The sequence below is a fragment of the Acidovorax sp. MR-S7 genome, from assembly GCF_000400995.2.
Classification (GTDB): domain Bacteria; phylum Pseudomonadota; class Gammaproteobacteria; order Burkholderiales; family Burkholderiaceae_C; genus MR-S7.
In genome coordinates, this window is record NZ_DF238900.1 from 44,305 (window position 1) to 57,587 (window position 13,283).

Here is a 13,283-nt window from a genome sequence, read left to right on the forward strand (position 1 = left end):
ACGCCAGGGCATGGACATGCGCCGCAGCGCGCCGGGAATGTGCGCCATCCGACACGCCGCCATCGGCGCCGGCCGGTCAGGTGGCGGCGACGCGGCGGCGGCGGTTGCCCAGGCGCTTGGCCAGCACCGCGCCGGACGCCATGGCCAGCGCGAGCGCCACCGCCGGCTGGCGGTTGGACAGTTCGGCGAAGCGCAGCGCGGGCAGGCTCCAGAGCTTGCACGGCGCGCCGGCCTGCACTGTCGCGCTGCGGGGGCGGTGCGAGAAGAAGGCGCCCTCGCCCACCACCGAGCCAGGGCCGACGATGGCCAGGCGCAGGCGCTGCTTCTCGTCTTCGTAGTGCACGCTGAGGCTGCCGCTTTCGAGCAGGTAGAGCGTGCGGTCCGTCGTGCCCTGCGCGAAGAGCACCTGCCCGGCCGACAGGCTCAGCGGCAGCAGGTAGTGCGACAGCAGTTCCCACTGGTCCGCAGTCAGCACGTTGTTCATGCTGTCCTCGGCCGACGCCTGCGCGATGGCCTGCACCAGGCCGCGCAGATCGACCTTGGAGGCGGAGGAAGGGGTGGCGGGGGTGACGGCGTTCATCGCGCGCGACGGTAACGCGGCCCCGCGATCCGCACAAGCCGGCATTACCACTGCTTACATCCGGCGCACAAGCAGCCGCAGCTCACTTGCCGATGCAGAAGCTGGAAAAAATCACGCCCAGCAGGTCGTCCGAGGTGAATTCGCCGGTGATGGCGCCCAATGCGTTCTGCGCCAAGCGCAGCTCCTCGGCCAGCAGGTCGAGCGCGGGGCCGGTGCTTTCCAATTGGGCGGCGGCTTCCATCAGGTGGGCATCCACGGCGCGCAGGGCTTCGATGTGGCGGGCGCGGGCGATGTAGATACCCTCGGCGGCGGACTGCCAGCCGGCGATGTGCAGCAACTGGCGGCGCAGCGCATCCAGCCCCTCGCCGGTGCGCGCCGACAGACGCACGCCCGCGCGGTCCGGCGCGGGAGCGGCAGCGTCGGTCTTGTTCCAGACGTCGATCACGGGCACGCCAGCAGGCAGCCGCTGGGCCAAGGCGCGTGCGATGTCCGCGTCGGCGGCGGCATAGTCGGGTGCATCCTGGCGCGTGAGATCGTGCAGGAAGAGCACGGCATCGGCCGCCGCGATCTCGTCCCAGGCGCGGGCAATGCCGATGCGCTCCACCTCGTCGCTGCTCTCGCGCAGGCCGGCGGTGTCGATCACGTGCAGCGGCACGCCCTCGATCTGGATGGTCTGCTGCACCTTGTCGCGCGTGGTGCCGGCGATGGGAGTGACGATGGCCAGCTCCGCACCCGCCAGGGCGTTGAGCAGCGAGCTTTTGCCCGCGTTGGGCTGGCCCGCGATCACGACCTTGATGCCCTCGCGCAGCAGCGCGCCCTGGCTGGCACGCTGCATCACGGCAGCCAGGGTTTGCTGCAATTTGGATAGCTGCCCGCGCGCGTCCGCCTTGCGCAGGAAGTCGATTTCCTCCTCGGGAAAGTCGAGCGTGGCCTCGACCAGCATGCGCAGGTGCACCAGGGCGTCGCGCAGGCCTTGGATCTCGCTCGAGAAGTCGCCCGACAGCGAGCGGCCCGCACTGCGCGCGGCGGCCTCGGTGCTGGCGTCGATCAGGTCGGCGATGGCCTCGGCCTGGGCCAGGTCGATCTTGTCGTTGAGGAATGCGCGCTCGGTGAACTCGCCCGGCTCGGCCAGGCGCAGGCGCGCCAGGGTGCTGGGCGCCGCCTCCAGGCAGCGCGCCAGCAGCAGCTGCAGCACCACGGGGCCGCCGTGGGCCTGCAGCTCCAACACATCCTCGCCGGTGTAGCTGTGCGGCGCGGGGAACCAGAGCGCCAGGCCCCGGTCGATGGGCTGGCCCTGGGCGTCGGGGAAAGGCAGGTAGTGCGCCTCGCGCGGGCGCAACGCGCGGCCGAGCAGCGCCTGCACGAAGGGCGCCAGCCCCAGGCCCGACACGCGCACGATGCCCACGGCCCCGCGCCCGGGGGCTGTGGCGATGGCGGCAATGGGATCGTGGTGCCGGGCCAACATGGGTGCGAAATGGATGCTATGGAACAAATAGCTGCTTGCGCTTGCTGCATAAGCGCTGGAGGCCATTTTGGCCTATAAGCCTTCGACAGGGATTATGGGCGTAGTTCGCAGGCCATCACCGCGTTCTCGAACGCCATGCCGCGCAATTGCACCGTCTGGCGCTGCACGACCGCGAACCCGTGCCGCATGAACAGCGGCTGCGCGGTCAGGCTGACATGGGAGCGCACCTGCCGCAGGCCTTGGGCTTTCGCCTGGCCGAGCAGGAAGGCCAGCAGGGCACTGCCGACGCCCTGCCCTGCGTGCGCGGCATCCACGAAGAACTGGTCGATGGTGCCGTCGGGCTGCAGGTCGGCAAAGCCGGCAATGACGCCGCGCACCAGCGCGACGCAAGGGTGGTTGCGTTCGATGCGCTGCACCCAGGCTGCCTCATCGAACGGCAGGGGCGCCCATGCCGCGCATTGCGCGGGCGTGTAGTGGCGCGCGGCCAGGCGGTGCACCGCGGAGTGGAACACGGGGTACAAGCGCAGGGCTTCGCCGGGCTGCAGCGCGCGGATGCGCAGGGGCAAAGCGTCGGAATCCGTCATGCGGGCGCATTATAGAATGCCGCCTCCAGGTCGCGGTTGAGCTTGGCCCAGCCTTTCTCGTCCAGGTGCGGGCGCAGCGTGCCCAGAACCGCCGCGAAGGCGGACGCAGGCGCGTGGGCACGCACACCGGCCAGCACCTGTGCGCGCTCGGCCGGCGCCATCGCCGGGACCATCCAGCGCAGGGTTTCCAGGTGTTCGGCGGGTGCGATGGCCGCGACGATGCGGCCTTCGAGCGCGCGCAGTTCGTCGTCGCTGCAGCGGGCCCAGAGCATCTGGTTGTGCTCCACCTCTTCGGTATGCATGTGGACGAAGTTGTCGGCAATGAACAGGGCCAGCTGACGGTACAGCGCTTGTGCGGCAGCGGCCTGCGCCGCGCCCCGGCAGGCGGCGCGCAGCGTGGTGACGAGGGCGCGCAGCTCCGCGATGGCGACCAGGTGCTCACGGTGGTCTTGGGCGACTTCCCAGCATGGGCCATTGCCGTACTCCTCCAGCAGGGAGTGGACAAAGTCGTTCTCGTGCCCGAGATGGCTGGCGCAGGCGTCGGCCAGCCCGAGCACGCGCCCGCAGACAGCGTGCAGTTCGGCGGCGTCTTCCACGTCCACGCTGCCCACGGCGTGCAGGGTGTCCATCATCATGGCGCGCAGGGCCTTGTGGATGCCGGCATAGATATCCACGCGGCGGGTTTCAGGGGAATGTTTCATGGTGTTTCCTCGGGTGGGTTGTGGTTCTTGCGGACGCGGCGGCGCCCGGCGGCCCTGGCGGCGAGCAGCAAGGCCGACAGCGCGCCGGCCCCCATTGCGGTCAGTGCGGGCACGGGCGTGGCACCGGCCGGTGGCGGGGGTGGAGGCGGCAGCGCCACGTCGTCGTTGACGATGGTTCCGGTGCCAACGGTCGATGCGCCGCCCGCCATACCCACGAAGTCCTCCAGCACCACGGTGAAGGTTTCGTCGGGCTCGGCGTCGGTGTCGCCATGGATGGGTATGGTGATGGTGCGCGGCGCCTGGCTGCCAGCGGCCCAGGTGAGCATGCCGCTGTCGGCGCTGTAGTCCTGCGGTGCGGTGGCGGTGCCGTTCACGGCGCGCCAGCGCAGGCTGGCGGCTTGCAGGGGTGCACGGCTCAAGGAGACGGTGAACACCATCCCTGCCGCGCCCGCATTGCCTTCCTGCAGGGTGGCGTCGGTGATGCTGGCCAGCGGCGCATCCATCTCCCAGGTGCCGCCGGCATAGCTGGCGCGCGAGCGTTCATTGGGCGGCTCCAGGAAGCCGGTGCAGGTGTCGGGCACGCCCCACTGCGAAGTGCCCAGCGTGCTGCAGGGCGCGTTGAGCACCGTGTAGCTCTCGTACGTGTGGGCGGAATGGGCGGTGAGGTAGGCGACGCGGTCCCCCGCCGCATGGGGGCCGGGGCCGCCGTCCATCCAGCGGCTGACGCTGATGCGCGAGCTGGTGATGCGGCCCGCCGCGTCGGTGGCGATGTGGAAGTTGACGATGCGCACGCCCGGCGTGCTGTGGGCCAGGAGGACGGAGCCGTTGCTGATCTGCCAGCCGGTGAGCAGGGGCACGACGTCGTCGCTCCAGTTCAGGTTGGGCGGCAGCGGCGACACGGTGGTGAACTGCGCCTGCACCCGCCCGCCCACCGGCAGCGTCACACAGTTTCCGCCGCCGCAGGGCGGCTGGAAATTGGTCACGCTGTCATAGGCGGGAGAGGTGAAGCGGTAAAGCATGGCGGCCTGGGCGCTGGCGCCGCACAGGGCGCCACACACGGCGGCGCTGGCCGCGAGCGCGGCAAGGGTCAGGGATTTCATGGTGATGGGGGGAGGGAAAAGACGCGGGCGCAGCGCGCGTCAGCGCTGCAGCACCTGCGGGTGGCGGATGCGGTTCTTCAATTGCAGCAGGCCGTAGAGCAGAGCCTCGGCTGTGGGCGGGCAGCCGGGCACATACACGTCCACGGGCACGATGCGGTCGCAGCCGCGCACGACCGAGTAGCTGTAGTGGTAGTAGCCGCCGCCGTTGGCGCACGAGCCCATGGAGATGACCCAGCGCGGCTCGGCCATCTGGTCGTAGACCTTGCGCAAGGCGGGCGCCATCTTGTTGGTGAGCGTGCCCGCGACGATCATCAGGTCGGACTGGCGCGGGCTGCCGCGGAAGACCTCGGAGCCGAAGCGGCCGATGTCGTAGCGCGCGGCGGCCGCATGCATCATTTCCACACCGCAGCAGGCCAGGCCGAAGGCCATGGGCCAGAGACTGTCGCTGCGCACGGCACGGACCACGTCGTCAAGCCGCGAGAGCACGAAGCCATCGCGCTCCACGCTGTAGCGGGGCGGCTCCAGGTTGGGTAGGTCGTTGAAAGCCATGGGGGCGCATCTTCGGCAGATGCGCGCGTGGCGTATTGAATGAAAGCGACCGGCGGCGCCGGCCAGGGCTGTCTATCGCCGCAGCATCCAGTCGGCGTCCTTCGCCTGGGCTGCGTCACCGTGCATGTGCTGGCGCAGGGCCGCAGGCGGTTTTTCAAAGAGGCTGCGCGCTTCGCGGCTGAAGTGGGCCTGGTCGGCATAGCCGCTGTCCAGGGCGGCGTCCAGCGGCGATGCGTTGGCGTCGCGCATGGCCAGCACGGCCTGTTCGGCGCGCAGCATGCGCTCCACCTCGCCGGGACGCAGGCCCGTGAGGCTGCGCACGCGCCGCTGCACGTGGCGCGGCGTGCATGCCAGGCGCCGCGCCAGGGCCTGGCGGGCGTCGCGGCGAAAACCTTGCTCCAGCAGCGGCAGCCAATCCGCATGGGCGCGCCGCGCGGCTTCCCAGCGCGGCAGCAGGAACGCTTCGCACAGCGCCATACGGGCGGTATGGTCGGGCGCGGCCTGCATGGCGTGCAGCCAGGCGGGCCAGCCGTCCACGGCGGGCAGGCAGGCCCAGGCGTCGTGCACGCCGTCGGTCAGGGGCTGCAGGTCGATGCCCGCCAGCCAGGCCAGCGCGCCCGGCTGGAAGGCGATGCAGAAGAAGTCCGCGCCCGGCTCGGCCTCCGAGTGGTAGGCATGCCGGTGCGCACCGGAGACCACGATGGGCGCGAAGGGCTGGCACACCGCGCGCCCACCGCATTCACGCAGCGTGACGGCGCCGCGCACCAGCCACATCAGGCCGGGGTAGGCGCTGGCGGGCGTGCGCGTGTCGCGCGGCGCAGTGGGCGGCAGCGCGGCCAGGTCGCGCCAGATGTAGGCGCGCACGCAGCCAGCCAGCACGGCAGGCGGGGCCCGCAGGGCGGCCGGTGGGAGAGAGGGGTGGGCCATGGCGCAGGGAAGTGCGGGGCTGATTATGAGCCAAAACAGGCTCTACCGCTTTACCATTAAGCGCAAGCAGCTATTAAAAAAGGAGCGACAGTGCGCTCCTTTTCTTGGATGCCGTGCAGCGGCCCGCTTCTTACTTGATCGTGGTCCAGGCGGGCATCGGGCGGTCGTCCGCACGGTGCTGGGTGTCCACGTTCTTGCGCATCGCCCAGGGGCGGATCTGGTGGTGCAGCGGGAGGTAGTAGTACTCGTCCTTGACCAGCTTGAGCGCATCGTTGATGAGCGCGTCGCGCTTGGGCGCATCCATCTCGACCTTGATCTGGTTGATCATGCCGTCGAGCTTGGCGTCGCTGAAGCGGCCGCCGTTGTAGACGCCCGCGGAGGTCTTGCCGTCCTTGGTGGACATGAGCGAGTCGAGCGAGTAGAGCGCGTCGAACGTGGCCACGCCCCAGCCGAACAGGTAGGCGCTCACGTCGTTGTTCATCACGCGGGTGACGAACTGGGCCATGGGCGCGGTCTGCAGCTGGGTCTTGACGCCGATGCGCGTCCACATGGCGGTGACGGCCTGGCAGATGGCCTCGTCGTTCACGTAGCGGTCATTGGGGCAGTCGAGCTTGAGCGAGAAGCCTTGCGGGTAGCCCGCATCGGCCAGCAGCTTCTTGGCGGCATCGACGTCGTACTTGGCGGCGCGCTCGTCGAGCTGCTTGCTCCAGCCGTGGACCATGGGGGCGACCATGGTGCCGGCGGGCACCGACAGGTTGCGCATGGTGCGGCTGTGCAGGCCGGCGGAGTCGATGGCCTGGTAGAGCGCCTGGCGCACGCGCTTGTCCTTGAGCGGGTTCTTGCCGGGCGTGCCGGCACCGGGCAGCTCTTCGCGGAACTGGTCCAGGCCCAGGTAGATGGTGCGGTTCTCGGCGCCTTCGATGAGCTTGATGTCGGGGTTGGCCTTCATGCGGGCCAGGTCCTGCGGCGGGGGATCGACGACGAAGTCCACCTGGCCCGAAATCAGCGCGGCCGAGCGCGTGGCGGCGGACTTGATGGGGGTGAACACCACTTCGTCGATGTTGCCCTTGGGCTTGTCCCACCAGTGGGGGTTCTTCTTGAGCGTGACCTTCACGTCGGGCTGCCAGCCGGCCATGACGAAGGGGCCGGTGCCGTTGGCGTTGCGCGAGGCGAAGTTCTCTTCCTTGCCCGCGTAGTCCTGCGCCTTGGCGGAGTTGTTCTTCTCGGCCCAGGCCTTGTTCATGATGCGCGCCTCGGTCAGCTCGCGCAGCAGGATGGGGTTGGGGCCCTTGAGGATCACGTCCACGGTGTGGTCGTCGACCTTCTTGACTTCCTTGACGCTCTGCACGGCCGACATCATGTTGGACGGCGCCGTGCCAGCGCGCGTGAGCGAGAACACCACGTCGTCGGCCGTGAAGGGCGCACCGTCATGGAATTTCACGTCCTTGCGCAGCTCGAAGCGCACCTGGGTGGGCGAGACCTGCGTCCACTTGGTGGCCAATGCCGGCTCGATCTGGTACTTGCCGTCGTAGCGCACCAGGCTTTCGTACACCTGCTGCAGGAAGGCGTGCGTGGTCTGGTGGTTCTGGGCGTGGGGGTCCACGGTGAGGATGTCGTTGGCGCCCGCCCAGCGCAGGGTCGCCGCATTCGCGGCGCCCAGCGCCATGAGCACCGCCGCGCCCACCAGGCCCAGTTTCAAAGTCTTGCGCTGAATCATCTGTTTGGCTCCTCGGTTGTATTGCGAGCCGATCATCGTACCGAAAACGGCAACGGCCGCAGGGATGCGGCCGTTGTTTTTCGTGGAAGCTTATGCGCTCAGCGGAACTTCGGCAGGTTGAACTGCGGCGGAACGCCCATGCGCGTGTTGATGATCCACTGCTGGACGATGGACAGGATGTTGTTCGTCAGCCAGTACAGCACCAGGCCGGCCGGGAAGAAGAAGAACATCACGCTGAACATCAACGGCATGATCCACATCATCTTGGCCTGCATCGGGTCGGGCGGCGCCGGGTTCAGCGCGGTCTGCAGCAGCGAGCTGGCCGTCATCAGCAGGGGCAGGATGAAGAACGGGTCGGGCGAGGAGAGGTCGCGGATCCAGCCGATCCACGGCGCATTGCGCATCTCCACGCTGGACAGCAGCACCCAGTAGAGCGCGATGAACACGGGAATCTGCACCATGATGGGCAGGCAGCCGCCCATGGGGTTGACCTTCTCCTCGCGGTAGATGCGCATCATCTCCTGCTGCATCTGCTGCGGCTTGTCCTTGAGGCGCTCGCGCATTTCCATGATGCGCGGGTTGATGGCCTTCATCTTGGCCATGCTGGAGTAGGCCTTGGCGTTGAGCCAGTAGAACGCGATCTTCAGCAGCAGCACCAGCGCCACGATGGACCAGCCCCAGTTGCCCAGCAGCTTGTGCAGCTGGTCGAGCAGCCAATAGAGCGGCTTGGACAGGATGGTGAGCCAGCCATAGTCCTTGACCAGCTCCAGGCCGGGAGAGAGCTTTTCCATCATGGTCTCGATCTGCGGGCCGGCGAACAGGCGCGCGTCGATGGCCTTGGCCTGGCCGGGCGCGATCTCGCCCAGCGGCGTGATCATGCCCACGGAGTAGAGGTTCGTGTCCACCTTGCGCACGAAGTTGTCGCGCTGCGTGCCATCGGCCAGCAGCCAGGCGGTCGCGAAGTAGTGCTGCACCATGGCCACGTAGCCGTTGGTGGAGTTCTTGTCGATCTCGGCCTTGCCGTTCTCGATGTCCTTGAACTCGACCTTGTGGTACTTCTTGGCCTCGGTATAGAGGGCCGGGCCGGTGAAGGTGGAATAGAACGACGATTCGCCCGGCGGCTTGTTGCCGTCGCGCGCCAGCTGCAGGTAGAGCTGGGGCGAGACGGGCGCGGTGCCGGTGTTGACCACCTCGTGCCGCACGGCCACGTCGTAGGCGCCGCGCTTGAGCGTCCAGGTCTTGACCAGCTTCACGCCACCCAGGTCGGGCGACTCGAAGCGCACGGACAGCTCGTTCTGGCCGTCCTGCAGCTCGCGCGGGCCGGGCACGATGGCCATGCCGGTCTTGTGGGTGGGGAAGGCGCCGCCGGCACCGCTGCCGATGAGGCCCGTCTGCGCCACGTAGACGCGGTTGGCGCTCTCGTCGAGCAGCAGGAACGGCTTGGACTTGTCCTCCATCTCGGGGTACTGCAGCAGTTCGCCGTGTACCAGCGAGCCGCCTTCGCTGTCGAAGGCCAGGCGCAGCACGTCGGTGCTCACCGTCACGCGCTGGCGCGGCGTGGCAGCCGGCTGGGCGGGCACGCCGTCCACGGGCGGCTGCGCGAGCGTAGCCGCGGCCACCGGCACGCTGGACGCCCCCGCGCTGGCCGAGGCCGGCGTGGCAGGCGCCGAAGCCGTTTGCGCCGGCGGCGCCGGGAAGAAGGTGGCCTTGTTGCCGTTGTGGATCTGCCATTTGTCCCACAGCAGAACCATGGAGAAGCCAAATATCACCCACAGAATGGTGCGGCGGATGTCGTTCATGAAGTCTTCGTAGGTGAGGAAGATGAGGAATCGGAGGGCGTCAGCCGGGAAAAGAGGCGCATGCCGCGCGGCAGTTCCTGCGGCACCGGATCGTGCCCTCCGTCGCACCAGGGATGGCAGCGCGCCAACCGGCGCACCGTGAGGTAGCTGCCCGCCGCGGCGCCGTGCCGCTCCAGCGCCTGCAGAGCGTACACCGAGCAGGTGGGCTCGAAGCGGCAGGCCGAGCCGAGCCAGGGGCTCAGCAGCAGCCGGTAGCCCCGAACCAGCCCCATGAGCAGGGCGCGCATCACGGCGTGCGCCCCCGGCGCTCGGCCGCCGCGAAGAGCTGCTCCAGCTCGTCACGCACGGCCTGCTTGAGCGCGTCCGAGGTGGCGCTCACGAAATGCTGGCGGTCGAAGCCCGAGCGCAACCGCACCACGTGCGCCGCCGCGGGCATGCGCGGCTCGTAGTGCTGGGCCACGGCATAGATCTGCCGCTTGATGGTGTTGCGCGTCACGGCGCGGCGCGCCCAGCGCTTGGGCACCATCGCGCCCAGCCACACGCCCGCAACGCCGAACAGGGCCTGCGGCCCCTGCGCCTGCGGCGAAGGGTCGGGCCCTGTGGGGGAGGGAGCGCAGGCTGCGGCATCCAGTCCCAGCCGGTGCAGCGCGAAATGCGCCGTGCGGGAGACGGTGCCTCCCGCCATCGCCGCCTGGAACTGGGGGCGGGTCTTCAGCCGGTGCATGAGAAAGCAGCCCCTGACGGGAGCTGCCGGCTCAGACGGCCAGGCGCTTGCGGCCCTTGGCGCGGCGCGCGTTGATGACGGCGCGGCCGCCGCGCGTCTTCATGCGCACGAGGAAGCCATGGGTGCGGGCGCGGCGGGTCTTGGAAGGCTGGTAGGTACGCTTCATGTTTGTAGTCCTTGAAAGGTTCAGTTGCGGCTTTTCTTTCCAGCCGCGCTCGATCACCCTGAACGCATTCAGGGAAACCCGCGATTATTGCACCGGCCAGCAATCATGGCAATCCCTTGCGTTTCTACTCCCTGCTCCGCGAATTGTGGATAACTCCTTGACAAGCTAGAATCCCCGGCCTTGCACCGTTCCTCCTATCCACAACTACAACCATCCGAGATGCCCGAGGAACCCTTCTCCTCCCGCCACGACCACGACGGCTCCGACGCCGGGCAGGGGCTGTGGCAGGCCTGTGTCGAACAGCTTGCGCAGGACTTGCCCGAGCAGCAGTTCAATACCTGGATCAAGCCGCTGGTGGCCCAGGTGGCACCGGACTTCTCCAAGGTCACGCTGCTCGTGGCCAACCGCTTCAAGCTCGACTGGATTCGCGCGCAGTACGCGGGCCGGATCTCCGCGCTGCTGGAGGGCCTGTACGGCCAGCCAGTGACCCTTGAGTTAGCGCTCGCTCAGCGGGAATCCGTTGTCAGGACTTATGTGCGCCCCATGGCAGCCGAGCCCCAGCCGGCGGCCGACCAGCCCGCCCCGCCCGTGGCGGGCGACGAGGCGCAGGCCGGCGCGTTCCGCACGCGGCTCAACCCGGCCTTGACGTTCGAGACGCTGGTGGAGGGCACGGCCAACCGCATGGCACGCTCGGCCGCGATGCACGTGGCGGGCTCGCCGGGGCACCTCTACAACCCGCTTTTCATCTACGGCGGCGTGGGCCTGGGCAAGACCCACCTGGTGCACGCGGTGGGCAACAAGCTCCTGCAGGACAAGCCGGACGCGAAAGTTCTCTACATCCACGCGGAGCAGTTCGTCTCGGATGTGGTCAAGTCCTACCAGCGGCGCACGTTCGACGATTTCAAGGCACGCTACCACTCGCTCGATCTGCTGCTGATCGACGACGTGCAGTTCTTCGCCAACAAGGACCGCACGCAGGAGGAGTTCTTCAACGCGTTCGAGGCGCTGCTGGCCAAGAAGAGCCACATCGTGATGACTTCGGACACATACCCGAAGGGCCTGGCGAACATCCACGAGCGGCTGGTGTCGCGCTTCGACTCGGGCCTGACGGTGGCCATCGAGCCGCCCGAGCTGGAAATGCGCGTGGCCATCCTGATCAACAAGGCGCGCGCCGAGAGCGCGGAGATGCCCGAGGAGGTGGCCTTCTTCGTCGCCAAGAACGTGCGCTCCAACGTACGCGAGCTGGAAGGCGCGCTGCGCAAGATCCTGGCCTATTCGCGCTTCAACCAGAAGGAAGTGTCAATCCAGCTCGCGCGCGAGGCGCTGCGCGACCTGCTCTCCATCCAGAACCGCCAGATCAGCGTGGAGAACATCCAGAAGACCGTCGCCGACTACTACAAGATCAAGGTGGCAGACATGTACAGCAAGAAGCGCCCGGCCAGCATCGCGCGGCCGCGCCAGATCGCCATGTACCTGGCCAAGGAGCTGACGCAGAAGAGCCTGCCCGAGATCGGCGAGCTGTTCGGCGGGCGCGACCACACCACCGTGCTGCACGCGGTGCGCAAGATCGCCGGCGAGCGCCAGCAGTTGACCGAACTCAACCAGCAGCTGCACGTGCTGGAGCAGACGCTGAAAGGTTGACGCCCGGTGAGCCGCCACCCCAGCAGGAGCCGCCCCTTTCAAAGGCAAAATGGCGTGTTGGACGGCTCGCAGAGGGCGCCGTCTGCGCACTCCTCCCAAAACCACCAAAGGTTGACGACATGATTGTCCTGAAGGCCACACAAGACAAGGTTCTCGCGGTTTTGCAATCGGTGTCCGGCATCGTCGAACGCCGGCACACGCTGCCCATCCTCGCCAACGTGCTGATCCGCAAGACGGGCAACGCGATCCAGCTCACCACGAGCGACCTGGAGATCCAGATCCGCACCACGGCCGAGCTGGGCGGCGACACGGGCGACTTCACCACCACGGTGGGCGCGCGCAAGCTCATCGACATCCTGAAGACCATGCCCGCCGACCAGACGGTGAGCCTGGAGTCGAGCCAGTCCAAGCTGATCCTGAAAGGCGGCAAGAGCCGCTTCACGCTGCAGAGCCTGCCGGCCGAGGACTTCCCGCTGGTGCAGGAGTCGGCCGCGTTCGGCCCCGCGTTCAGCGTGCCGCAGAAGGTGCTCAAGGCGCTGATGGGCCAGGTGTCGTTCGCCATGGCGGTGCAGGACATCCGCTACTATCTGAACGGCATCCTCTTCGTGGCCGAAGGCAACACGCTCTCGCTGGTCGCCACCGACGGCCACCGCCTGGCCTTCGCCAGCGCCACCCTCGAAGTCGAGGTGCCCAAGCAGGAGGTGATCCTGCCGCGCAAGACGGTGCTGGAGCTGCAGCGCCTGCTGTCGGACGCCGAAGGCGCCATCGAGATGCAGTTCGCCAACAACCAGGCCAAGTTCAGCTTCGGCGGCATGGAGTTCGTCACCAAGCTGGTCGAGGGCAAGTTCCCCGACTACAACCGCGTGATCCCCAAGAACCACCACAACAGCGTGACCCTGGGCCGCGCGCCGCTGCTGGCCAGCCTGCAGCGCACGGCCATCATGACCAGCGACAAGTTCAAGGGCGTGCGCCTGAACATCGAACCCGGCCTGCTGCGTGTGGCGTCGAACAACGCCGAGCAGGAAGAGGCCGTGGACGAGCTCGACATCGACTACGGCGGCGACGCCATCGAGATCGGCTTCAACGTCACCTATCTCATCGACGCCCTGGCCAACATGGGCCAGGACATGGTGAAGGTCGAACTGGCCGACGGCAACAGCTCCGCGCTGATGACCATCCCCGACAACGAGCACTTCAAGTACGTCGTGATGCCCATGCGCATCTGACCAATTTTTGTTTTGATAGCTGCCCGCGCTTGCTGGACAAGCGCTAGCGGCCCATTTGGCTATATACCGCCATCCGCCCATCCGGCGGATGCGCCCGGATCGAA

Annotated in this window: 14 protein-coding genes; 2 read left to right on the top strand and 12 right to left on the bottom strand. The window is 67.9% G+C overall.

Annotated features, from left to right (window positions below; genetic code table 11):
* Positions 1–76: 76 nt before the first annotated feature.
* From AVS7_RS04685 to rpmH, 12 genes are all read right to left on the bottom strand, one after another.
* On the bottom strand, positions 77–580 hold the full coding sequence (locus tag AVS7_RS04685) for a Crp/Fnr family transcriptional regulator (RefSeq protein WP_020227260.1): 504 nt from the start codon (positions 578–580) through the stop codon (positions 77–79).
* Between the two features lie 82 nt (positions 581–662).
* Complete coding sequence (gene mnmE / locus AVS7_RS04690) at positions 663–2,045, bottom strand: tRNA uridine-5-carboxymethylaminomethyl(34) synthesis GTPase MnmE (protein ID WP_020227261.1); 1,383 nt, start codon at positions 2,043–2,045, stop codon at positions 663–665.
* A gap of 92 nt (positions 2,046–2,137) precedes the next feature.
* Positions 2,138–2,629 (bottom strand): GNAT family N-acetyltransferase, encoded by a 492-nt coding sequence (locus AVS7_RS04695; RefSeq protein ID WP_020227262.1) that lies wholly within the window; start codon positions 2,627–2,629, stop codon positions 2,138–2,140.
* Positions 2,626–3,330: a hemerythrin domain-containing protein gene (locus tag AVS7_RS04700; RefSeq protein WP_024000956.1), complete on the bottom strand. Its 705-nt coding sequence runs from the start codon at positions 3,328–3,330 to the stop codon at positions 2,626–2,628. The genes AVS7_RS04695 and AVS7_RS04700 overlap by 4 nt, the downstream gene beginning before the upstream one ends.
* On the bottom strand, positions 3,327–4,430 hold the full coding sequence (locus AVS7_RS04705; RefSeq protein WP_020227264.1) for a Calx-beta domain-containing protein: 1,104 nt from the start codon (positions 4,428–4,430) through the stop codon (positions 3,327–3,329). The genes AVS7_RS04700 and AVS7_RS04705 overlap by 4 nt, the downstream gene beginning before the upstream one ends.
* A gap of 39 nt (positions 4,431–4,469) precedes the next feature.
* On the bottom strand, positions 4,470–4,979 hold the full coding sequence (locus AVS7_RS04710) for an NADH-quinone oxidoreductase subunit B family protein (protein WP_020227265.1): 510 nt from the start codon (positions 4,977–4,979) through the stop codon (positions 4,470–4,472).
* 72 nt (positions 4,980–5,051) lie between these two features.
* Positions 5,052–5,906: a helix-turn-helix transcriptional regulator gene (locus tag AVS7_RS04715; protein ID WP_024000958.1), complete on the bottom strand. Its 855-nt coding sequence runs from the start codon at positions 5,904–5,906 to the stop codon at positions 5,052–5,054.
* Positions 5,907–6,036: 130 nt separating this feature from the next.
* Positions 6,037–7,623, bottom strand: coding sequence for an ABC transporter substrate-binding protein (locus tag AVS7_RS04720; RefSeq protein ID WP_020227267.1), 1,587 nt, complete (start codon positions 7,621–7,623; stop codon positions 6,037–6,039).
* A gap of 98 nt (positions 7,624–7,721) precedes the next feature.
* Positions 7,722–9,422, bottom strand: coding sequence for a membrane protein insertase YidC (gene yidC / locus AVS7_RS04725; protein WP_020227268.1), 1,701 nt, complete (start codon positions 9,420–9,422; stop codon positions 7,722–7,724).
* Entirely contained in the window at positions 9,419–9,712 is a 294-nt protein-coding gene (gene yidD, locus AVS7_RS04730; RefSeq protein ID WP_034689983.1) for a membrane protein insertion efficiency factor YidD, read from the bottom strand. Before yidD ends, yidC begins: the two co-directional genes overlap by 4 nt.
* Positions 9,709–10,146: a ribonuclease P protein component gene (locus tag AVS7_RS04735; protein ID WP_020227270.1), complete on the bottom strand. Its 438-nt coding sequence runs from the start codon at positions 10,144–10,146 to the stop codon at positions 9,709–9,711. The genes yidD and AVS7_RS04735 overlap by 4 nt, the downstream gene beginning before the upstream one ends.
* Positions 10,147–10,177: 31 nt before the next feature.
* The gene (gene rpmH / locus AVS7_RS04740; RefSeq protein ID WP_005798102.1) at positions 10,178–10,312 is read right to left on the bottom strand and encodes a 50S ribosomal protein L34; all 135 of its coding nucleotides are present in this window, start codon (positions 10,310–10,312) and stop codon (positions 10,178–10,180) included.
* Between the two features lie 219 nt (positions 10,313–10,531).
* On the opposite strand from rpmH, the gene dnaA reads away from it, so the two are divergent.
* A complete protein-coding gene (gene dnaA / locus AVS7_RS04745) occupies positions 10,532–11,953 on the top strand; it encodes a chromosomal replication initiator protein DnaA (RefSeq protein ID WP_020227271.1) in 1,422 nt (473 codons plus the stop codon).
* 119 nt (positions 11,954–12,072) lie between these two features.
* Positions 12,073–13,179 carry a DNA polymerase III subunit beta gene (gene dnaN, locus AVS7_RS04750; protein ID WP_024000962.1) on the top strand — a complete coding sequence of 369 codons (1,107 nt, stop codon included), beginning with the start codon at positions 12,073–12,075 and terminating at the stop codon, positions 13,177–13,179.
* The last annotated feature ends 104 nt before the right edge of the window (positions 13,180–13,283 follow it).

Coding starts and splice junctions, on each gene's coding strand:
- AVS7_RS04685 (WP_020227260.1), bottom strand. CDS start 580: ATGAACGCCGTCACCCCCGCCACCCCTTCCTCCGCCTCCAAGGTCGAT.
- mnmE (WP_020227261.1), bottom strand. CDS start 2,045: ATGTTGGCCCGGCACCACGATCCCATTGCCGCCATCGCCACAGCCCCC.
- AVS7_RS04695 (WP_020227262.1), bottom strand. CDS start 2,629: ATGACGGATTCCGACGCTTTGCCCCTGCGCATCCGCGCGCTGCAGCCC.
- AVS7_RS04700 (WP_024000956.1), bottom strand. CDS start 3,330: ATGAAACATTCCCCTGAAACCCGCCGCGTGGATATCTATGCCGGCATC.
- AVS7_RS04705 (WP_020227264.1), bottom strand. CDS start 4,430: ATGAAATCCCTGACCCTTGCCGCGCTCGCGGCCAGCGCCGCCGTGTGT.
- AVS7_RS04710 (WP_020227265.1), bottom strand. CDS start 4,979: ATGGCTTTCAACGACCTACCCAACCTGGAGCCGCCCCGCTACAGCGTG.
- AVS7_RS04715 (WP_024000958.1), bottom strand. CDS start 5,906: ATGGCCCACCCCTCTCTCCCACCGGCCGCCCTGCGGGCCCCGCCTGCC.
- AVS7_RS04720 (WP_020227267.1), bottom strand. CDS start 7,623: ATGATTCAGCGCAAGACTTTGAAACTGGGCCTGGTGGGCGCGGCGGTG.
- yidC (WP_020227268.1), bottom strand. CDS start 9,422: ATGAACGACATCCGCCGCACCATTCTGTGGGTGATATTTGGCTTCTCC.
- AVS7_RS04735 (WP_020227270.1), bottom strand. CDS start 10,146: ATGCACCGGCTGAAGACCCGCCCCCAGTTCCAGGCGGCGATGGCGGGA.
- rpmH (WP_005798102.1), bottom strand. CDS start 10,312: ATGAAGCGTACCTACCAGCCTTCCAAGACCCGCCGCGCCCGCACCCAT.
- dnaA (WP_020227271.1), top strand. CDS start 10,532: ATGCCCGAGGAACCCTTCTCCTCCCGCCACGACCACGACGGCTCCGAC.
- dnaN (WP_024000962.1), top strand. CDS start 12,073: ATGATTGTCCTGAAGGCCACACAAGACAAGGTTCTCGCGGTTTTGCAA.